At 72.9% G+C, this 19,292-nt stretch carries 16 protein-coding genes; 7 read left to right on the top strand and 9 right to left on the bottom strand.

The window, feature by feature from the left end; all coding sequences use genetic code 11:
• Nucleotides 1-139: 139 nt before the first annotated feature.
• From ACH4KB_RS01915 to ACH4KB_RS01905, 3 genes are all read right to left on the bottom strand, one after another.
• Nucleotides 140-1,018, bottom strand: a complete 879-nt coding sequence (locus ACH4KB_RS01915) for a hypothetical protein (protein ID WP_398062625.1) — start codon at nt 1,016-1,018, stop codon at nt 140-142.
• Nucleotides 1,019-1,233: 215 nt separating this feature from the next.
• Nucleotides 1,234-2,133, bottom strand: a complete 900-nt coding sequence (locus ACH4KB_RS01910) for an ADP-ribosylglycohydrolase family protein (protein WP_398062623.1) — start codon at nt 2,131-2,133, stop codon at nt 1,234-1,236.
• A gap of 93 nt (nt 2,134-2,226) precedes the next feature.
• Nucleotides 2,227-3,339, bottom strand: a complete 1,113-nt coding sequence (locus tag ACH4KB_RS01905; protein ID WP_398062621.1) for a ferritin-like domain-containing protein — start codon at nt 3,337-3,339, stop codon at nt 2,227-2,229.
• Between the two features lie 247 nt (nt 3,340-3,586).
• Between ACH4KB_RS01905 and ACH4KB_RS01900 the strand changes: the two genes are divergently transcribed.
• From ACH4KB_RS01900 to ACH4KB_RS01880, 5 genes are all read left to right on the top strand, one after another.
• The gene (locus ACH4KB_RS01900) at nt 3,587-4,543 is read left to right on the top strand and encodes a diiron oxygenase (RefSeq protein ID WP_398062619.1); all 957 of its coding nucleotides are present in this window, start codon (nt 3,587-3,589) and stop codon (nt 4,541-4,543) included.
• Nucleotides 4,544-4,637: 94 nt separating this feature from the next.
• A complete protein-coding gene (locus ACH4KB_RS01895; RefSeq protein ID WP_398062617.1) occupies nt 4,638-5,414 on the top strand; it encodes a TetR/AcrR family transcriptional regulator in 777 nt (258 codons plus the stop codon).
• Between the two features lie 4 nt (nt 5,415-5,418).
• Nucleotides 5,419-5,706: a hypothetical protein gene (locus ACH4KB_RS01890; RefSeq protein WP_398062615.1), complete on the top strand. Its 288-nt coding sequence runs from the start codon at nt 5,419-5,421 to the stop codon at nt 5,704-5,706.
• A gap of 103 nt (nt 5,707-5,809) precedes the next feature.
• Nucleotides 5,810-8,785: a PQQ-binding-like beta-propeller repeat protein gene (locus ACH4KB_RS01885; RefSeq protein ID WP_398062614.1), complete on the top strand. Its 2,976-nt coding sequence runs from the start codon at nt 5,810-5,812 to the stop codon at nt 8,783-8,785.
• A 176-nt stretch (nt 8,786-8,961) separates the two neighbouring features.
• Nucleotides 8,962-10,275, top strand: coding sequence for an NlpC/P60 family protein (locus tag ACH4KB_RS01880; RefSeq protein ID WP_398062612.1), 1,314 nt, complete (start codon nt 8,962-8,964; stop codon nt 10,273-10,275).
• Nucleotides 10,276-10,345: 70 nt separating this feature from the next.
• On the opposite strand, the gene ACH4KB_RS01875 is transcribed toward ACH4KB_RS01880, so the two are convergent.
• Genes ACH4KB_RS01875 through ACH4KB_RS01855 form a run of 5 tightly spaced genes read right to left on the bottom strand, consistent with a single transcriptional unit; the run spans nt 10,346 to nt 16,492 of the window.
• Complete coding sequence (locus ACH4KB_RS01875; RefSeq protein WP_398062610.1) at nt 10,346-11,581, bottom strand: styrene monooxygenase/indole monooxygenase family protein; 1,236 nt, start codon at nt 11,579-11,581, stop codon at nt 10,346-10,348.
• A gap of 58 nt (nt 11,582-11,639) precedes the next feature.
• On the bottom strand, nt 11,640-12,290 hold the full coding sequence (locus ACH4KB_RS01870; RefSeq protein WP_265599362.1) for an ATP/GTP-binding protein: 651 nt from the start codon (nt 12,288-12,290) through the stop codon (nt 11,640-11,642).
• The gene (locus ACH4KB_RS01865; protein WP_003966308.1) at nt 12,271-12,687 is read right to left on the bottom strand and encodes a DUF742 domain-containing protein; all 417 of its coding nucleotides are present in this window, start codon (nt 12,685-12,687) and stop codon (nt 12,271-12,273) included. Before ACH4KB_RS01865 ends, ACH4KB_RS01870 begins: the two co-directional genes overlap by 20 nt.
• On the bottom strand, nt 12,684-13,175 hold the full coding sequence (locus ACH4KB_RS01860; protein ID WP_398062608.1) for a roadblock/LC7 domain-containing protein: 492 nt from the start codon (nt 13,173-13,175) through the stop codon (nt 12,684-12,686). The genes ACH4KB_RS01865 and ACH4KB_RS01860 overlap by 4 nt, the downstream gene beginning before the upstream one ends.
• The gene (locus tag ACH4KB_RS01855) at nt 13,172-16,492 is read right to left on the bottom strand and encodes a nitrate- and nitrite sensing domain-containing protein (RefSeq protein WP_398063325.1); all 3,321 of its coding nucleotides are present in this window, start codon (nt 16,490-16,492) and stop codon (nt 13,172-13,174) included. Before ACH4KB_RS01855 ends, ACH4KB_RS01860 begins: the two co-directional genes overlap by 4 nt.
• Nucleotides 16,493-16,854: 362 nt before the next feature.
• Here ACH4KB_RS01855 and ACH4KB_RS01850 point away from each other — a divergent pair, with 362 nt between their 5' ends.
• Nucleotides 16,855-17,649: a hypothetical protein gene (locus ACH4KB_RS01850; RefSeq protein ID WP_398063323.1), complete on the top strand. Its 795-nt coding sequence runs from the start codon at nt 16,855-16,857 to the stop codon at nt 17,647-17,649.
• 35 nt (nt 17,650-17,684) lie between these two features.
• Here the strand turns inward: ACH4KB_RS01850 and ACH4KB_RS01845 are convergent, their stop codons facing one another.
• Nucleotides 17,685-18,167: a MarR family winged helix-turn-helix transcriptional regulator gene (locus ACH4KB_RS01845; RefSeq protein ID WP_398062606.1), complete on the bottom strand. Its 483-nt coding sequence runs from the start codon at nt 18,165-18,167 to the stop codon at nt 17,685-17,687.
• Between the two features lie 299 nt (nt 18,168-18,466).
• Between ACH4KB_RS01845 and ACH4KB_RS01840 the strand changes: the two genes are divergently transcribed.
• Nucleotides 18,467-19,219: a polysaccharide deacetylase family protein gene (locus tag ACH4KB_RS01840; protein ID WP_398063321.1), complete on the top strand. Its 753-nt coding sequence runs from the start codon at nt 18,467-18,469 to the stop codon at nt 19,217-19,219.
• Nucleotides 19,220-19,292 lie beyond the last annotated feature (73 nt).

Genomic DNA, 19,292 nt, shown 5'->3' with positions numbered 1-19,292 from the left:
GGTGGCGCTGATGGGGGGCGGCGCTGATGGGGAGGGGGCGGCCGGGCCCGGTTCTGGTCGCGGGTCCCCCCGGCTATCGGCTGACCCGATCACCCGTCACCGGTCACCCAGTCACCCGTCACCGGTCACCGATCACCGGTCAGCCGATCGGCTTGCGGGCCTCCTCACGGACCTTGGCCGTCTCCGCCGCGACGGCGGCGAGGTCGATGGACTTGGCGCCCTCGAGCACGCTCTCCGGGCGGATCACCGCGATCATCGCGGCGGTGTTGTCGTCGCCCCAGGCGCACATGGGGATGTTCGCGACACCGCCGGCCTCGTTCGACTGCACGACCTGGCACTCGATCGTGATGTCGTACCCCTCGGGCGTGAACTTCCTGGCGGGCACGACGAGCTTCGCGCCGTCGGCCGTCGCCGCCCCCTCCATGATCTTTCCGCGCATGAAGCCGGGGCTGGCCAGCCGCCCGTACATCCCCGAGAGCACCAGGGCGCCGCCCTTGTCCGACGCGTAGTGCGCGACGACCGCCTCGCCGTCCCGGATGCTGGGGTCGGGAGTGTCCTCGATCTCCTTGCCCTCGGTCTCCGACAGGTCCCGGCCCAGGCTGAACTCGCCGTCCAGGAGCTCCTGCTGCACGACGAGCCGGTGCTCCGCCTTCGGGTACGCCAGGTCGGTCCCCTTGTCGGCGAGCTGGGTGACGCCGTAGACGATCGCCCCCGCCACCACCACCGCGCCGACCGCGATCCCGACGATGAGCCCGGTCCGCTTCCCGCGCGGCGGCGGGCCCTGGGGCGGCCAGCCGCCGACCGCGCCCGGGCCGCCGCCCCCGACGGGCATGCCGGGCTGACCCCAGCCGCCCTGCTGGGGCGGGGCCGGGGGCTGCTGCGGGTAGCCGTAGGACGGTTGCTGCGGCGGCACGGACCCGGGCGCGGCCGGCGGCGCGCCGTACGGGTTCTGGCCGTAGGGGTTCTGCGGGGACGGCGGCCCGTACGGGCCCTGCGGCGGGTGCGGCGGCGTGGTCATGCGCTCACCGTACGACACGTTTGCGAACGGAATTTCGATGCGCCCGGTATCGGTATCAGGTCGAGAGCATCGGCCGCGAGCAGCCGGCCGCCCATCGCCTCGCCCCGTCGCCTCACCCGGTCACCTCGCCCCGTCGCCTCACCCGGTCACCTCACATCCCCTCAGCCCATCCCTCAGCCCACGTCCCCTCAGCCCACGTCCTCGCCCGATCCCCCTCAGCCCAACGGCTCGCGCCTGCGCAGCCACTCCTCCGGCGCCCCGGCCGTCCCCGTCGCCGCCCCGACGACGCCCCCGGTGATCGCGCACGTGGTGTCGACGTCGCCGAGGCCTTCCGCGGTCGCCCAGAGCGCCGCCTCCAGGTCGTCCCCGTGGCGGGTGGCGGTCCACAGCGCGAAGGGCACGGTGTCGTCGGCCCGGATGCGCTGTCCGTTGCCGAGGAGGTCCGCGGCCTTCCACGGTTCCGTGGTGAACGGCGTCCGCGCGGCTCGCCGCACTCCGTCGCGTACCGGCCCTTCGGGCGTCCGTTCCGCCACCGCGTCCAGCGTCAGTTCGCCGCGCGCCGAGAGCGCCGCCGCCACCGCGACGGCCACCGCGCCCGCGATGCCGTCCGGGTGGGCGTGGGTGACCTCCGCCGAGAGCACCGCCTGTGCCGCGACCTGGTCCAGGTCCTCGTGGAACCGGGCCCCGAGCGGCGCGACCCGCATGGCCGCGCCGTTGCCGAGGCTGCCGCCGTCGAAGAGTCCGGGGGCCAGGGTGCGCCAGTCGGCCGGGGCCTGAAGCAGTTGGGGCAGCAGGAGGTGCATGCCGTGGCCGTAGCCGCGGGCCTGGTCGGCGTCGAAGGCCAGGGCGTAGCAGAGAGCCAGGTGGTCCTGGTCGACGTGCCCGTGCTCGTCGAGGGAGCGGTTCAGCGCGAGCGCCAGGGCCGTGTCGTCGGTCCAGTGCCAGCGGGGCTCCGGCGGGGTGCGGCGGGCCCGGATCTCGTTCGCGGCCTGCCGGGGCTCGCGGAAGAGCGGGAACCAGCGCTCCCCGAACGCGTCGCCGAGCGCGAGAGATTCGAGGCTGCGGCGGGCGGCGGCGCGACCGGCGGCGGTGGCTGCGGGCGGATTCGTCGTCATGCCCGCATCGTGACCACCGGGACGCAGTGACGTACATCCATTAATCGGCCTCCGGCCCCCGTGGCCTCGCACCGCACCACCGCGCCCGCCGTCTCAGGCGGCGTCGGCCGCGCCCTCCTCGATCGCCTCCGCGACCTCCGCCACCCGGGCCCCCTCCTCGGCCGCGAAGCGTTCGCGGTCCAGTTCCTCGGCTATCTCCTCGTCCTGGGCCATCAGCAGGTCGAGGTTGGAGTCGCCGAGTTCGAGGACGCCCATGTCGACGTACGCCTTCTGGAGCCGCGGGCCCCACAGGCCGATGTCCTTGACGCACGGGACGATCCGGCTGAACAGGAGCTTGCGGAAGAGCTGGAGGAACTCGGAGTGCTCCGAGAGGTCCTTCGCCTCCTGCTTGCCGATACCGAAGTTCTCCAGGACCTCGACGCCGCTGAGCCGGTCGCGCATCAGGTAGCAGCCCTCGATGACGAACTCCTCGCGCTCGCGGAGCTCGGCGGCGCTCAGCTGCTTGTAGTAGTCGCGCAGCGCCATCCGCCCGAAGGCGACGTGCCGGGCCTCGTCCTGCATGACGTACGCCAGGATCTGCTTGGGCAGCGGCTTGGTCGTGGTGTCGCGGATCATCCCGAAGGCGGCCAGCGCCAGGCCTTCTATCAGGACCTGCATCCCGAGGTAGGGCATGTCCCAGCGGGAGTCGCGCAGGGTGTCGCCCAGCAGCCCCTGGAGGTTGTCGTTGACCGGGTAGAGCATGCCGATCTTCTCGTGCAGGAAGCGGCCGTAGATCTCGGCGTGCCGGGCCTCGTCCATGGTCTGGGTGGCGGAGTAGAACTTGGCGTCCAGGTCGGGGACGGACTCGACGATGCGCGCCGCGCACACCATCGCCCCCTGCTCGCCGTGCAGGAACTGGCTGAACTGCCAGGAGGTGTAGTGCGTGCGCAGCTCGCCCCGGTCCTTCTCCGTCATCTTCGCCCAGTGCGGGGTGCCGTACAGCGTGAGCGCCTCGTCGGGGGTGCCGAGCGGGTCGGCGGGGTCGACCTCCAGCGACCAGTCGATGCGCTTGTTGCCGTCCCACTGCTTGTCCTTGCCCTTCTGGTAGAGGGCGAGGAGGCGTTCGCGGCTGTCGTCGTAGTCCCAGCTGAACCGGGCGGCTCCGGTGGCCGGGACCTGCCAGACCGGTTCGGCGGGCGGAGTGATGTAGAGGTCATGGGTGGACACGGACGGCTCCTTCGCCTCGACTGGCTCGACCTGATGGACAAGTTCCGTGACACCGACGGCAGTTGAGTGCGCGCGAGCTGATGCACCGGCCGCCTCCCCGGCAGGTTCACACGTTGGTAGACAGCGGGTCAACAAGTCGTACGGAGTCACGTCCAAGGGATTGACGGCCTTGCTGACAGACAGTCTCATAAGAGGTGACCGCCGGTAACGCCCGTTCCCGGCAACCCCCGTGTGAGGTGCTCCCGCCATGACACCCGTCACCGCTCGCGATACACCCGTCACCGCTCGCGATGCCACCGTGCTCCGCGACGCGCTCGGCCCGCTCCGCGACCGCGAGCAGGTCGCGCTGCGGCTGCTCGAATCCTCGGCCAAGCACTCCTTCGACCCCGACACCGAACTCGACTGGGACGCGGCCGTCGAGGAGGGCAAGTGGTTCTGGCCGCCGGAACTGGTCTCGCTGTACGGGACCCCGCTGTGGAACCGGATGTCCGAGGAGCAGCGTCTGGACCTCTCCCGGCACGAGGGCGCCGCGCTCGCCTCGCTCGGCATCTGGTTCGAGATCATCCTGATGCAGCTGCTGGTCCGGCACGTCTACGACAAGCCGGTGACCAGCAACCACGTCCGCTACGCGCTCACGGAGATAGCCGACGAGTGCCGGCACTCGATGATGTTCGGCCGCATGATCGACTGGGGCGGCGCCCCGACGTATCCGGTGCCGCGCGTCTACCACAACCTCGCGCGGGTCCTGAAGACCGTCTCCACCACCCCCGGTTCGTTCGCCGCGACCCTGCTCGGCGAGGAGATCCTCGACTGGATGCAGCGCCTGACCTTCCCGGACGACCGTGTGCAGACCCTGGTGCGGGGTGTGACCCGGATCCATGTGATCGAGGAGGCCCGGCACGTCCGGTACGCCCGTGAGGAGCTGCGCCGCCAGATGGTGACCGCCCCGCGCTGGGAGCGGGAACTCACCAAGGTCAGCTGCGGCGAGGCGGCCCGGGTCTTCTCCATCTGCTTCGTGAACCCGCAGGTTTACGAGAACGTCGGCCTGGACCGCCGCGAGGCCGTCGCCCAGGTGAAGGCCAGCGGCCACCGCGCGGAGGTGATGCAGTCCGGCGCGAAGCGGCTCACCGACTTCTTCGACGACATCGGGCTGCTGAACGGCGTCGGCCGCCGGCTGTGGCGACGCTCCGGGCTGCTGGTCTGAAAGCCGTGCCGACGGAAACGAAAGCCGTGCACAGCGGGAGCGCCGGGCCCGCGGGCCCGGCCTCATCCGAACGAGAGGCCTTAGGGTCGGTGGCATGACCTCCACCGCCGCAGTCCCGCCGCCCCGGGCGACGTACCGCAGGCTCAGCGTCGAGGAGCGCCGCGCCCAGCTGCTGCTCGCCGCGCTCGGCCTCTTCGCCCACCGGGCGCCCGACGAGGTCTCGCTCGACGAGGTGGCGGTGGCGGCCGGGGTGTCCCGGCCGCTCGTCTACCGCTACTTCCCGGGCGGGCGGCAGCAGTTGTACGAGGCCGCGCTCGGCTCGGCGGCCGACGAGCTGACGCTGTGCTTCACCGAACCGCCGGTGGGCCCGCCCACCGAGCGGGTCGCCCGGGTGCTCGACCGCTATCTGCGTTTCGTCGACGAGCACGACACCGGGTTCAGCGCCCTGCTGCGCGGCGGCAGCGTCGTGGAGACCTCCCGCACGACGACGATCGTGGACGGGGTGCGGCGGGCGGCGGCCGACGAGATCCTGCGCCACCTGGGCCGGATGGGCGGGGCCGGGGAGCAGCCCGCCGGGCCGCGACTGCGGATGATGGTGCGCAGTTGGATCGCCGCCGTCGAGGCGGCCTCGCTGATCTGGCTGGACGACGGGAAGCGGCCGGCCGCGGCCGAGCTGCGCGGCTGGCTGGTCGACCACTTGATCGCCCTGCTCGCCGCGACCGCCGCCACCGACCCGGAGACCGCGGCGGTGGTGAACGAGCTGCTGGCCCTGGAGACCTCGGACGGCCCGGCCGGACAGCTGGCGGAACGAGTGATTCCGATCGTCGCGGAGGCGGTGCACCTGCTGCCCGCCGCCGCTGCGTCAGACTGACCGGGTGAAGAGCGAGAACACCCCTTTCCGAGGCGGCCCCCTGGACGGCCGGGTCCTGCCGATCCTGCTCGGCCCGACCGGCCATCCGCCGAAGTGGTACGAGGTCCCTGTGCCCTCGCCCGACGGCGGCCCCGCCACTGTGTACGCCTACCAGCGGGTCCCGGCCGGCTACACCAGGCGGCTCGGGCTCCAGCGCGGCTGGGTGTACGAGTACGCCCCCGGGGGCCGCGAGCACCGTACCCTCAAGTGGCCCTGGTCCAGGACTCCCCCGAGCACCCCGGACCGCGACTGAGCGGCGGGCGACCGCCCGTGGGGTCCAGGCCCTAAGATCGACGGTCAGGCGCCGGAGGACGGGTCACCCGGTCGCCGTAGGACGGTCACAAGGGGGGTGCGCCATGGAGGCGCTGCGTCAGGACGATCCACGCCGCTTCGGCCGTTTCACCGCACTGGCCCGCTTCCACGAAGGCGCGAGCGCGGTGCGGTACGTGGCGCGGGACACCGCCTCCGACGAGGTGGCCCTCATCACCGCCGCGCGCCCGGAGCTGGCCGGCCTGCCGGCGTACCGCCGCCGCTTCCAGGCCGAGGCGCGCACCGCCGAACGCCTCGCGGGCGGCTGGGTGGCCGCACCCCTGGACACCGGCGAGGAAGCGGAGGCCCCGGCGGAGGGGCCGGAACCCCTGTGGACGGCGGCGGGTTACGTCCCCGCGCTGCCGCTGGCCGAGGCGATCGGGATCGCCGGTCCGCTGGACGAGCGGGCGCTGCGGATACTGGGCGCGGGCATCGCCGAGATCCTCTCCCGGGTGCACGCCGCCGGGGCCGTGCTCCAGGGGCTGGCCCCCGGCACGGTGCTGCTGGCCGCCGACGGACCCCGCCTCACCGCCTTCGGCCCGCTGGGCGCGGCGGCCTCGGCCCAGGCCGGGCCGGGCGGCCAGCTTTCGGTGCGGCTCGGCTATCTGACGCCCGAGCAGATCGAGGGCAAGGAGGTCTGCGCCGCCTCCGACCTGTTCGTGCTGGGGCTGCTGCTGGCGTACGCGGCGACCGGAACGACCCCGTTCACGGAGGGCCCGGCCGAGGAGGCCGCCCGCCGGATCGCCGGGGACGAGCCCGAACTCGACGCCGTCCCGGAGGCGTTGCGCGCACTGATCACCAACTGCCTGGCGAAGGACCCGGCCGAGCGGCCCACCGCCGGCACGGTCGCCGCCGAGCTGGCCCTGGAGGGGGCGGCGGGCCTCGCCCGGGGCGGCTGGCTCCCCGAACGGCTCGCGGCGGCGGTCGCGGACCAGGAGGCGCGGGTCCTGGCCCTTGAGGTGCCGGAGGAGGGCCCGGAGCACGGGCCGGAGGGGGCTGCCGGGGCGGCCGGACCGGAGAAGGGCGCTCAGCCGGAGAGTGCCCTGGAACCGGAGGACGCCCGGCCACGGCCCGCGCCCGAGGTGGAGACGCCCGCCGCGGTGGACGCACCCGCGCCCCAGGAGCCCGGGGCCGCCCCCGTGGCCCCGGGACCCGGGGACGCCCGGCCGCAGGACCCCCGTACGGACGCCACCCGGGCCGGGAGCGCCGACGCGCGCCCGGAACCGGACGACGCCCGGCCGCTGCCCGAACCGGAGGACGCCCGGCCGCTGCCCGCCCCGGAGGACGCCCGGCCGCTGCCCGCCCCGGCGGTCGACGCGCCCGCGTCACAGGCGCCCGCCGGGCCCGCCGCGCCCGTCTCCGCGGGCGGCGGGGACATCGGGGAGGACCGGGGCACCACCCGCTTCCTCAACACCGGGCCGCGGCCCGCGCGGAACGACCGCCCGACGACCCAGCTCGCGCTCCCCGGCGAACTCACCGCGCCCCCGGTGGCCGCCCCCGTCCCGACGCCCCACCCGCTGCCGCCCGCCCTGCCCGCCGGATCCGCGCCGCCCGCCGCCCCGCAGCAGCCGGGCCACACGCACGGCGGACCCGCCCCGTATCCCGCGGCGGCGCTCCCGGCCGGGCCCGCCGGTCCCGGTGGCGCGGGCGGGGGCCCGATGGTGTCGTTGCCGCTGCCTCCGGCGCCGGCCCCGGCGCCCGACCCCGCCGCGAGCCGCCGGACCCTGCTGACCATCGCGGCGGCGGCCGTCGGCGGGCTGATCGTGGGCGGCGGTTCGGTCGCCGCTCTCGGGTCCGGGGACACCGCGGTGGCGACGGACGACAAACCCGCGCCGAAGCCCCGCCGCACGCTCCCCGGGCAGCCTCCCGAGCCGCGCTGGATCTACGCGCACCCGGCCTCCGAGGCGCCCCCGCTCACCACCGCCGTATGGCGGGACAAGCTCCTCGTGATGACCAGCGAGAGCCAGGCGAGCGCCGTGGACCTGCGCACCGGCAAACGGCTGTGGCAGCGCGCGGACGCGGCGAAGGGGCAGGCCGCGCTGGCGGCGGGCGCCGATCTGGTCTTCGTGGCGAGCCCGACGGAGTTCCTGTGGCTGTCCCCGAAGAACGGCAAGGTCGCGCACCGTGAGCGCTATACGGACGCCTTCGGCGACCTGCCGGGCCTCGCGGTCGGGCGGCTGGCCGGGAGTTCCGGGCCGGTCATCTGGTTCACCGGTTCGCACACGGTCACCGTGAAGGCCCCGAAGCCGAAGAAGGGCAAGAAGAAGGGCAAGGACAAGAAGGTCGTCCAGGCCCACTTCTTCGCGTACGACATCGTGCAGCGCAAGGAGCTGTGGCGCACTCCCGTGCCCGCGGGCCGCGCCCCGGGCACCCCCGCCTACCGGGTGGTCGTGGAACGCTCCGCCGACGTCCTCGTACGGCAGGACGCGGTCAGCCTGACGGCGGCCGAGGTCAGGGCGGCCAAGGAGAAGGGCTCCATCCGCTCGTTCGACCAGAAGACCGGCAAGCTGCTGTGGACCAAGCAGTACGGCGCGGCCTCTCCCGAGGCGGCCACGGCGGGCGACGAGGACGGGTCGCTGTACACGGCGGTCGGCAGGGATCTCCAGGCCTTCGAGACGGACACGGCGAAGCCGCTGTGGCGCGTCGAGGGCAGCGACGGCTCGGTGTTCGGCACCCCGCTGGTCGCCGGGTCCCTGATCCACACCACCGAGCGCAGCCGGCTGGTCGGCGCGGTGGAACGGGAGAGCGGCCGGCTCGTGTGGCGGCGCTCCACGGAGGTGCCGGGCATCGGGAACGCCCCGTCGCTCACGCTCAGCGGCAGCGAGAAGACCCTGATCGCCGCCGACGCCGTCCAGGTCACGGCGTTCTCGGCGGCCGACGGCGAGCGGTTGTGGAAGTTCCAGGACATCGGGTCGGCCGATCCGAAGGGGGCGACGGTGAGGGCGTCGTACCGGGCGCTCGCCGCCGGGGAGACCGTCGTCGTCCAGCGGGACAGGGCCTTCTACGCCTTCCCGGTGGCCTGAGGCCCGCGCCGGGCCGTCCGACCCTTTTCACTCGCACCACCGCCGTCCGGGGGGTCCCCCGGACGGCACGCCGCCCGGTGCTTGCATCACCTGACACCACGTGACCGGATTATCGGATTCGCCCATTTATGGACGAGCCCGTAGTCGGGCTACGTCTCCGTCACGGAGGTGTTGTCGTGTCAGGCAGGCTCCTGCGCGTGGTCTGCACGACCGCGCTGGCCGCGGCCCTCACGGTCTCCCCCGCCACCGCCACGCCGGCCGAGCCGGGCCCCGTACCGTCCGAGGATGCCTCCGGAACGGCCGGGCCCGACGCGCCGGAGGAATCCGAAGCGTCCGACCCGCCGGAGGAAGCCGACGCGTCCGACCTGCCGGAGGAATCGGAAGCGTCCGACCCTCCGGAGGAAGCCGACGCGGCGGAGGTCGACGCCGAGACCGCTCTCGGCGCGCCCGAGGCGCCCAGGAGCGTCGCCGCCCTGCTGCGCGAGCTTCAGACCCGCTACCAGGCGGCGGAGGAGGCGAGCGAAACCTACAACGCCACCGCCGAGAAGCTGAAGCAGCGGACCGCGCAGGTGAAGAAGGTGACCGCGGACCTGGCGAAGGCGCGGGCCGCACTGGAGCGCAGCCGTGGGGACGCCGGGCGGCTGGCCCGGGAGCAGTACCAGGGGCGTACCGAGTTCTCCGCCTACCTCCGGCTGCTGCTGTCCCGTGATCCCCTGCGGGCCCTGGACCAGACCCATGTCGTGGGGCGGCTGGCCGCGAACCGCGCGGCGACGGTGGACCGGTTGACCGACGACGCCCGGCGGGCCGACAGACTGGCCGCCGCCTCCCGCAAGGCGCTGGGCCGGCAGCAGGAGCTGGCCGACCGGCAGAAGAAGCAGCGCGACACCGTGCGCGGCAAGCTGAAGGAGGTCGAGGGGCTGCTGGCCACGCTCTCCGACGAGCAGATGACCCAGCTCGCCGCTCTCGAACAGCGGGGAGTGGACGAGGCGCAGCGCGACCTGGTGGCCTCCGGGGCGCTCAGCTCCACCCGGCCGCCCACCCGGCAGGGCGGCGACGCCGTCGCGTACGCGGTCCGGCAGATCGGCAAGCCGTACGTGTGGGGCGCCGAGGGCCCCGATTCCTTCGACTGCTCCGGACTCACGTCCCAGGCCTGGTCGGCGGCGGGCCGGACGATCCCGCGCACCTCGCAGGAACAGTGGAAGCGGCTGCCGAAGGTGCCGGTCTCCGCGCTCCGCCCGGGCGACCTGGTGATCTACTTCCCGAAGGCGACCCACGTGGCGCTGTACATCGGCAACGGTCTGGTGGTGCAGGCGCCCCGCCCCGGCACCAAGGTCAAGGTCTCCCCGCTCGCGTCGAACCCGCTGCTGGGCGCCGTCCGTCCCGACCCCGGCGGCGCCCCGCTGTCCACGTACAGGCCCCCCGAGCTGCCCGAGGGCGCTCGCGACGGCGCGGACACCGGGTACGGCACGGACGCGGCGCCGGACTCATAGGGCCCTACGACCCGCCTCGGCGGCCGGACCGGCGGTGCGGGTCCGGCCGCCGAAGCGGTGGGCGGTCGGCTCAGGCGCCGGTGAGCGAGGCCAGGTACGCGTTCGTCTTCTCCGGCTCGTAGAAGAAGTTCTCGAAGTCCGCCGGGTTGTTGAACCCGTTGGCGAAGCGGTCCGCGGCGGGCTGGAGCTCGCCGGCGGCGCCGATCAGGTTCAGCACGTGCTCCGGCGGGACGCCGAGCATCGCGTTGGTCCACTTCGTGACGTGCTGCGCGGTCTCCCAGTAACGGTCGAACGTGGACTGCATCCACGCCGCGTCGAACTCCTTCTCCCCGTGCTCGACGATCGCGTCCAGGTACGCGTTCGCGCACTTGGAGGCCGAGTTGGAGCCCTGGCCGGTGATCGGGTCGTTGGCCACGACGACGTCCGCGACGCCGAGGACCAGGCCGCCGCCGGGCAGCCGCCCGATCGGCTTGCGGACCGTGGGGGCGTAGCGGCCGGCGAGGGTGCCGTTGGCGTCGGTCAGCTCGACCTTGGTGGCGCGGGCGTACTCCCAGGGCGTGAACTTCTCCATGAGCTCCAGCGTCTTCGCCAGGTGCTCGGAGGGGTCCTTGACGCCCTGGAAGGCGTCGAGCGGTCCGCCCGGGACGCCCTCCCAGAAGAGGATGTCGGCGCGGCCTGAGGTGGTGAGCGTCGGCATGACGAACAGCTCGCCGACGCCTGGGACCAGGTTGCAGCGGACCGCGTCGAACTCGGGGTGCTCGGGGCGCGGGCCCATGCCGTGGACGTAGGCGACGGCCAGCGCGCGCTGCGGGGCGTCGAACGGCGAACGGGCCGCGTCCCGGCCGAACATGGAGACCAGCTCGCCCTTGCCCGCCGAGACCATCACCAGGTCGTAGGTGCGGGAGAAGTAGTCCAGGTCGGAGACGGCGGCCCCGTGGATGACGAGCTGGCCGCCGCGCTGGGCGAAGGTCTCCATCCAGCCGGCCATCTTCACGCGCTGGTCGACGGACTGGGCGAAGCCGTCCAGCTTGCCGACCCAGTCGATGGCGCGGGAGGAGTCGGGGGCGGCGACGGAGACGCCGAGGCCCTCGATCTTCGGGGCCTGGGACTCCCAGAAGTTCAGCTGGTAGTCCCGCTCGTGCTGGAGCGCGGTGTGGAACATGCACTGCGTCGACATGACCCGGCCGGTGCGGATCTCGTCGGCGGTGCGGTTGGACATCAGGGTGACTTCGTAGCCCTTGGACTGGAGCCCCAGGGCCAGCTGGAGCCCGGACTGACCGGCTCCGACTATGAGTATCTTCCGCATCGCGGCTCTCCGTTGTCTCTGGTTCGAGGAGGTCTGGAGGAGGTCCGAGGGACGGCCCTCAGACGGGGGTGGCGTCGAGAGCGTGGCCCACCAGGGCGAGCAGCGACTCGACGACCGTGATCCTGTTACGAGCGTCCATGATCACTATCGGGACCTGCGGGGGTACGGTCAGGGCCTCCCTGACGTCCTCCGCCTCGTAACCGGGCGTCCCCTCGAAGTGGTTGACGGCCACGATGTAGGGCAACCCGCAGCTCTCGAAGTAGTCGAGCGCGGGGAAGCAGTCCTCCAGCCGCCGGGTGTCGGCGAGGACGACCGCGCCGATCGCCCCGCGCACCAGGTCGTCCCACATGAACCAGAAGCGCTGTTGACCGGGGGTGCCGAAGACGTACAGGACGAGGTCGTCCTCCAGCGTGAGCCGGCCGAAGTCCATGGCCACGGTGGTGGTGGTCTTCTCGGGCGTCGCGGAGAGGTCGTCGGTCTCCTCGCTGGCCTGGGTCATCAGCGCTTCGGTCTGGAGCGGCGTGATCTCGGAGACCGAGCCGACGAACGTCGTCTTGCCGACGCCGAACCCGCCCGCCACCACGATCTTGGTGGCGGTGGGCGCGCGGGTGTGGTCGAGCTGCCAGGCCTGGAGGGACTCCTCGGCCTGTTCCCGGGGCCCCGGCTGGCGCGGGGCGAAGAGCGGCGCCTCAGAGACGGCGGAGTCCATTGAGCACCCTTTCGAGCAGTGCGCGGTCGGGCTGGCCGGCGCCGTGGCCGGTTCCGTACACGCGGATCTTTCCCTGGTCGGCCAAGTCACTGAGCAGCACCCGGACGACTCCGAGCGGCATCTTCAACAGGGCCGAGATCTCCGCGACCGTACGCATCCGGCGGCAGAGTTCGACGATGGCCCGGAGCTCCGGCATCACGCGCGAGGCGAGGTTGCCGTTGGTGAGTTCGCGGCGCTCGTCGGGTGCTTCGAGGGCCGCGACGAACGTCTCGACCAGCAGGACGTGCCCGAACCGGGTGCGACCGCCGGTGAGGGAGTACGGGCGGACCCGGGCGGGGCGTTTGTCCGCCCCGCGGACGGGGAGCCGGGGGGCGGGTTCTGCGGCGGCGGTGGTCACAGGGCGCTCTCCATCGATGTGCGCAGCTCACTGCGGAGTTCGGGGGTGAGTACGTGTCCGGCCCGGCCGACGAAGAGGGCCATGTGGTAGGCGACGACGCTCATGTCGCAGTCCGGGGCGGCGTGGACGCCGAGGAGGGAGCCGTCGCTGATCGACATGACGAAGACGCTGCCATCGTCCATGGCGACCATGGTCTGTTTGACGCCGCCGCCGTCCATCAGCTTCGCGGCTCCGACGGTCAGCGAACCGATGCCGGAGACGATCGTGGCCAGGTCGGCGCTGGAGCCCCTGGGCCCGTCCGACTTCCCGGCGGCCGGTCCGGCCGCCTTCGCGGTCAGATGGCCGGGGTCGGAGGAGAGCAGCATCAGGCCGTCGGACGAGACGACGGTGACCGAGTGGACCCCTGGCACCTCCTCCACGAGATTGCTCAGCAACCAGTGAAGGTTCCGGGCTTCGGTACTCAGCCCGAATGTGCTGGGCGCAGTCAACTGCGTGCCTCCTCGACTGTGTCCCCCGTCTCTTCGTTCCGGCCGTCCGCCCGGCCGCCGGTCTCGGCGGTCCGTGCGGTCCTTGCGTCCTGTGCGGCGCCTGTGGCGTGCGCGGTGGTCGTCTCGTGCCCCGTACGCCCGGTGGGTACGCCCCCGGGGCCGGTGACGGTGACGCCGCCGGTCTCGGCGATCTCCGCCTCGACATCGCGCCGGCCCTCCTCCGCCGCCTGGTGGAAGCTGCCCAGCCGACGGCGCAGGGCGTCCCGGTCGAGGCTGCCGGTGCGACCGGGGGCGGGGGTCGAGTCGGGCCGGACCACCTTGGGGGTGCGCTTCGGCAGCCCCTTGTCGGTGATCCGGGCCGTCTCGGGGCGGCGGGGGCCGGGGACGGTGTCGGCGGGGGCCGGGGCCGCTTCGGCGTGGGGGGCGGGGCGGACCGCGGGACCGTCCGGGCCCTGGTCCCCGGGGCCGGTCTCGGCCGGGCGCTCGTGGCGGTCTGGGCCGATCGCGTACGGGTCGGCGGCACCCGGCACGGCCGGGGTGTCCACTCCCGCCGGGATGCCCGGAGCCGTGGGGGCCACCTGGTCGGCAGGGTCCTGGGGAGGCTTCGGGAGGCGAACCTGCAAGGTGACCTCGGAGTCCGGGTCGGCTCCGGACCCGTTTTCGGTCCCGCCCCCTGCTTCGGCCCCGAACCCGTCTTCGGTCCCCGCCCCGGCTTCCGTGCCGGTACCGGCTTCGGTCACGACTCCGGCTTCGGTCCCGGTGCCGGTGCCGGACTCCGCGACCGGCTGCCGCGCGTCCTGCTCCTGCTCCTCCTGCTCCTGTGCCTGTGCCTGTTGTGCCTGCTCCTGCTCCTGCTCCTGCGGCGTTACGGCGGTGGCTTCGGGGTCCTCGTCGGGCCCCGTGCCCTCAGCTGCCGCGTTCTCGCGGATCGTCCGCTCGGCGGCGACGATCAGCGGGTCGACGGCGGGCAGGGGCTCGGCGACCGCCTCGGGGGCGCTCTCCGCTTCCGGGCCCGACGCCGCCCCGGGCTCCGGAGTCGGTGCCGTGACCGGCGCCGGCTCCGCTACGGCGGGCGTGCCGGGCGTGGGTGCCGTGGAGGGCAGCGGTGAACGGCTGGGCAGGGCGTTGGAGTTGGCCTCCGCCACCGAGCCCGGGAGGTTGAGCGTGGGCGCGTCACCGGGAAGCTGCACGGCGGGCGGCGAGGAGGCGGGCAGGGAGTTCGGCAGCAGGGCGCTCGGCAGCACGACGACGGCCGTCACACCACTCCCCTTCTGCTCGCGCAACTGGACCCGCACTCCGTGCCGGGCGGCCAGCAACGACGTGACCTGGAGGCCGAGTCCGGCCCCGGTCATGTCGATGTGCCGCTCCCCCGGCTCGAACGAGGCCGGGTCGGCCAGCCTGGCATTGAGTTCGCCCATCCGGACCGTCGACATGCCGATGCCCGCGTCCGACACGGAGAGCATCACCTCGCCGCTCTCCAGCAGCCAGCCGGACAGCTCGACCTGGGAGTCGGGCGGCGAGAAGGAGGTCGCGTTCTCCAGGAGTTCGGCGAGGAGGTGACTGAGGTCGTCGGCGGCGAACCCGGCGATCTGGGCGTGCGGCGGCAGGGACTGGATGGTGACCCGCTCGTACCGCTCGATCTCGCTGACGGCCGCGCGCGCCACGTCGACCAGCGGGATCGGCCCGGCGTGGCCGTGGCCGTGCTCGGCGCCGGCGAGGACGAGCATGTTCTCGCTGTGGCGGCGCATGACCGTGGCCATGTGGTCCAGCTTGAACAGGGTGGCCAGGCGCTCCGGGTCCTGCTCGCGCTCCTCCAGGGCCTCGATGACGCCGAGCTGCCGCTCGACCAGTCCGAGGGTGCGCAGCGAGAGGTTGACGAAGGTGTGGTTGACCGTGTTCCTCAGCTGCTCCAGCTGGGTGGCCAGCTCGGTGGCCCGCGTCTGGAGTTCGGCCCGCTGGGTGACGAGGGTCTCGCGGCCCGCGATCAGCTTGGACCGTTCGCCGGTGAGGCTCTCGACGCGTCCGCCGAGGTCCTGGTGGAGGGTGGTGAGCCTGCCGTGCAGGGAGTTCATCGACCGGACGACCTGGGCGAACTCGTCGTTGCGGCCGGTGTAGCGGACCGGTTCGGCGCCCTCGGGGTCCTCGGCGAGGCGCGCGGCGCCGATGCGCAGGACGGCGAGCGGCTGGGTGAGGGTGCGGGCGACGGCGGTGGAGACGCCGACGGCGAGCAGGAAGCAGCCGCCGAGCAGGGCGATGCTCAGTTCGAGGGCGGTGACGTCGTCGTCGCGGAGGCCCTCCAGGTGCTGGACCTGGCCGGTGGTCAGGGCCGACTCGACGCTGCGCATCCGGTCGACGCGGGCGGAGAGCGCGGCCTCCAGCTTCCTGGGGCTGATCCTGCGCTCCGCCTCCGACAGCTCGGGTCGGTCGGTGAGGCGGGTGAGGTACTTCTCCGCGTTGTTGACCTCGGCTCCCGTGACGGTGGCGGAGAGCTTGTCGCGGGCCTCTGGGTCGGCCGCCTGGTCGAAGTCGGCCAGCGCGGCCAGCTCCCGGACGCGGGCCTGCTGGGCGGCGGCGCTCAGCTCGTCGCGTTCGCGGCCGGCCCGGGTGTCGCCCTCGTCCTGGGGCGCCACGGGGAGCCCGGTGAAGGGGTCCGTCTGAGCCTGCGGCTCGGGGCTCGGCACGGCGAGCGCTGCGAGGAGGAGCCCGCGGGTGGCGGAGGCCTGTTCGGACGCGCCGCCGAGGGTGAGCGGGGCCCGGCTGGCGTCGGCGGCGCGCGGCGGGGTCTTCTCCGCCAGTTCGGCGGCGATGCCGTGCAGCTTGGCGATGACGTCGGAGTACGCCTGGTGCGCCTCCAGGGCCGACCCCTTGCCGGTCAGCGCTGCCCGGCGCAGCGAGGGAACCGTCGAGAGGTCGCGGCGCAGGGCCGCGGAGGCCGCCTCGTGGATCTCGTCGATCTGCTGGTCGACGCGGGTGGTCCGGGCGGTGCGGTTCTTCGCGCCGTCGTCATCCTTCTCGTCGCGGCCATCGGCGATGTACGCGGTGATGGCGTCGCGCTCGTCGGCGAGGGAGTGCCCGAGGGTGACCGCCTGCTGGTTCAGCTCGGCGAGGGTGACCAGCCGCTGGGACTCGGTCAGATCAGCGGAGGCCCCGAGCACGGCGGGGGCGCCCGCCGCTATGACGATGACGCCGACGACCGCGACTCCGGCGACCAGTCGGCTGCGTACCCGCACGGTCCGCTTGTCCGCGCCGGGTGCCGGAGGCGTCGCCCCGGAACCGTCGCGCGTCGTGCCCTTGCTCCGCGGCCGCTTCTTCTGCACCGGTGCTCGCAATCTTGACTCGTCCACCCTTGAAGCAGAGGTGACGCACGGTCACATGGAAGGGCGCCCCGCTCCTGGTACGGCTTCTGACCATTCCAGCGCTTTTGAGAGGGGGGCGCGCATCAACCGCTCCGCCACTCGAAGGAGTGAACATCACTCTTGAGTTGGCGAACAAGTCTCCCCTGGTGCGCCCCTGACCATGCGTGGACCTTGGGGTGGAACTTCCGCTCCGCCTTTGGCAGGATGCCCGCCCGCATCGCTCCGGAGCCGTCCCTTCCGCCCTGCGCCCGCGTTTGACCTGCTGGTACAGGCCATTTCCGGTCGCGTGGGGAGAAGGTGAAGGGCTCGTGCAGACTGACGGTATGCGCATCGAACTCGCCACCGCGCCCGGAAGCCCCGAACGCCCCAACGAGGACTGGACCTCCGGGGCCCTTCCCGCGTCCGGCCAGGGCGGCGTACTGGTCCTGCTCGACGGCGTCACCCCGCCACCGGGGGACGACGGTTGTGTGCACTCGGTCCCGTGGTTCACCGCACGGCTCGGCGGCGCGCTGGTGGAACTGTCCGGTTCCCGCCCCGACCTGCCCCTGACCGAGGTCCTGGCCGAGGCCATCTCCCGTACAGCCGACACGCACCGAACCACCTGTGACCTTTCTCACGTACGGACGCCTCAGGCGACCGTGGTGCTGGCCCGCTGGGACGAACGCGTGATCGAACACCTGGTGCTCTCCGACTCGGCCCTGCTGCTGGAGTCCCCCGACGGCACGGTCCGGGCCGTCCTCGACGACCGGCTGGACCGGCTGCCGCCGGGCTCGCTCGCCTCGAACGAGATCGCCGATGCCACGGTGCGCAACAAGGAGGGCGGCTTCTTCACCGCGGCGGCCGATCCCGCGGTGGCGGCGCGCGCGGTGACGGGCAGCACCCCGGCGGCCGGCGTCCGGGCCCTCGCCGCGCTCACGGACGGCGCGACCCGGTGGACCGAGGTGTTCGGCGAGGGCGACTGGACGGACACGATGGGGCTGCTGCGGAAGGCCGGGCCGCAGAGCCTGATCGACCGGGTGCGGGAGCTGGAGACCGCCGACGCGGCGGCCGGGCGCGTACGGCTGAGGCACGGCAAGACGCACGACGACGCCACCGCGCTCCTGGTGGAGCTGGACTGAGCACGACGGACGGCGGGCGGAAGGCGGCGGGCGGCTCAGCTCTCGGCGCGGGCGTTCAGCTGGTGCAGGAGCCGGGCCAGCTCGGCGACCTCGGCCCGGTCCCAGTCGGCCAGTTTGCGCACGTAGCGCCCCCGGCGGGCGTCCCGGACACTGCGGAAGCGGGCCAGGCCGTCGTCGGTGAGGTGGACGAGCCAGGCCCGCCCGTCGGCCGGGTCGGGTTCGCGGGCCACGAGCCCGAGCTTCTCCAGGGAGTGCAGCTGGCGGCTCATGGTGGCCTTGCCGACGCCGAAGTAGGCGGCCAGCTCGGTGGCCCGCTGCCGGCCGGCCGCCTCCAGGCGGACGAGCAGGCCGTAGGCGGCGGGCTCCAGTTCGGGGTGGACCTCCCGGGCCATGTCGCCCGAGGTGGCGCGCGCCCGGCGCAGAAACACCGCCAATTCTCGCTCCAGTGCCAGAAATTCGTGGTCCACACCACTTCCGTCCGTCGCGCCCGGCTCCGGCTCGCTGTCGTTCCCGCGCACGTCAGTACCCCTCGTACGGTTTCCTGCCGATGAAAGCTTCTTCCGCGGCCGGTCAATGCCGCAGTTCGGCCAGTATTTCGCAGGAGTAGACCAACGGCGGCGGCCTGGTCCCCCTCCGCACCCCGGGTCTACGTGCGTAGCGTCACCGACGACAGCTAATGACATGGGCACACCATATCGGGCAGCCAACCCGGCCCCCTCTATACACGCCGTGTATACGCTCTATGTATAGTCCTCGGCGTACCGCACACCTGTGCGGAATTTCCCGCGCAGAGGAGTGATGTGTCGTGCCCAGAAAGATGCCGTTGTCCAAGATGGGGTTGACCGCGGCGCTGGTGACGGCGCTCACACTGGCGGTGAGCGGCTGCTCCATGGACACCACGGCGCCGGGCTCGGCACGCGGCGAGGCGGCCCCCGACGCCAAGGGCTCCTTCGGGCCGGTGAACTGCCGCAAGGCCAAGTGCATCGCCCTGACCTTCGACGCGGGCCCGGGCAAGGACACCCCGAGGCTGCTGGACATCCTGAAGGAGAAGAAGGTGCACGCCACCTTCTTCCTGCTGGGCAAGCACCACGTCATCAAGCACCCCGACGTGGTGCAGCGCATCGAGGACGAGGGCCATGAGGTCGCCAACCACACCTGGACGCACAAGGTGCTGACCGACCAGAAGCCGGACGAGATACGCGCCGAGCTGGAGAAGACACAGCTGGCCATCGAGAAGATCACCGGCAAGAAGCCCCGGCTGATGCGCCCGCCGCAGGGCCGCACCGACGACACGGTCTCGGACATCAGCAAGGACCTGGGGCTCTCCCAGGTCCTGTGGAGCGCCACCGCCAAGGACTACTCGACGAACGACTCCGCGCTGATCAAGAAGCGGATCCTGGACCAGGCGAGCAAGGACGGCGTCATCCTGCTGCACGACATCTACAAGGGCACCGTCCCCGCCGTGCCCGGGATCATCGACGCGCTCCAGAAGGACGGCTACACCTTGGTGACCGTCCCCGAGCTGATGGCCCCGGCCGTGCCGGAGCCGGGCACGATCTACCGCCCCTGACCGGCACGCGCGGCACGCGGAACGGCCCGCCCCCGTTGGGAAGCGGGCCGTCCGTACCGGTCGGGCACCCGGG

The sequence above is a fragment of the Streptomyces sp. NPDC017520 genome, assembly GCF_044329855.1.
Taxonomy (GTDB): Bacteria; Actinomycetota; Actinomycetes; order Streptomycetales; family Streptomycetaceae; genus Streptomyces.
Note: the sequence above shows the minus strand (reverse complement) of the source record. Positions and strands in the feature narration are given on the sequence as shown.

What these genes read in the sequence shown, in the direction of transcription:
- ACH4KB_RS01915 (WP_398062625.1), bottom strand. Translation starts at nt 1,018, where the DNA reads ATGACCACGCCGCCGCACCCGCCGCAGGGCCCGTACGGGCCGCCGTCC.
- ACH4KB_RS01910 (WP_398062623.1), bottom strand. Translation starts at nt 2,133, where the DNA reads ATGACGACGAATCCGCCCGCAGCCACCGCCGCCGGTCGCGCCGCCGCC.
- ACH4KB_RS01900 (WP_398062619.1), top strand. Translation starts at nt 3,587, where the DNA reads ATGACACCCGTCACCGCTCGCGATACACCCGTCACCGCTCGCGATGCC.
- ACH4KB_RS01895 (WP_398062617.1), top strand. Translation starts at nt 4,638, where the DNA reads ATGACCTCCACCGCCGCAGTCCCGCCGCCCCGGGCGACGTACCGCAGG.
- ACH4KB_RS01885 (WP_398062614.1), top strand. Translation starts at nt 5,810, where the DNA reads ATGGAGGCGCTGCGTCAGGACGATCCACGCCGCTTCGGCCGTTTCACC.
- ACH4KB_RS01875 (WP_398062610.1), bottom strand. Translation starts at nt 11,581, where the DNA reads ATGCGGAAGATACTCATAGTCGGAGCCGGTCAGTCCGGGCTCCAGCTG.
- ACH4KB_RS01870 (WP_265599362.1), bottom strand. Translation starts at nt 12,290, where the DNA reads ATGGACTCCGCCGTCTCTGAGGCGCCGCTCTTCGCCCCGCGCCAGCCG.
- ACH4KB_RS01850 (WP_398063323.1), top strand. Translation starts at nt 16,855, where the DNA reads ATGCGCATCGAACTCGCCACCGCGCCCGGAAGCCCCGAACGCCCCAAC.
- ACH4KB_RS01840 (WP_398063321.1), top strand. Translation starts at nt 18,467, where the DNA reads ATGCCGTTGTCCAAGATGGGGTTGACCGCGGCGCTGGTGACGGCGCTC.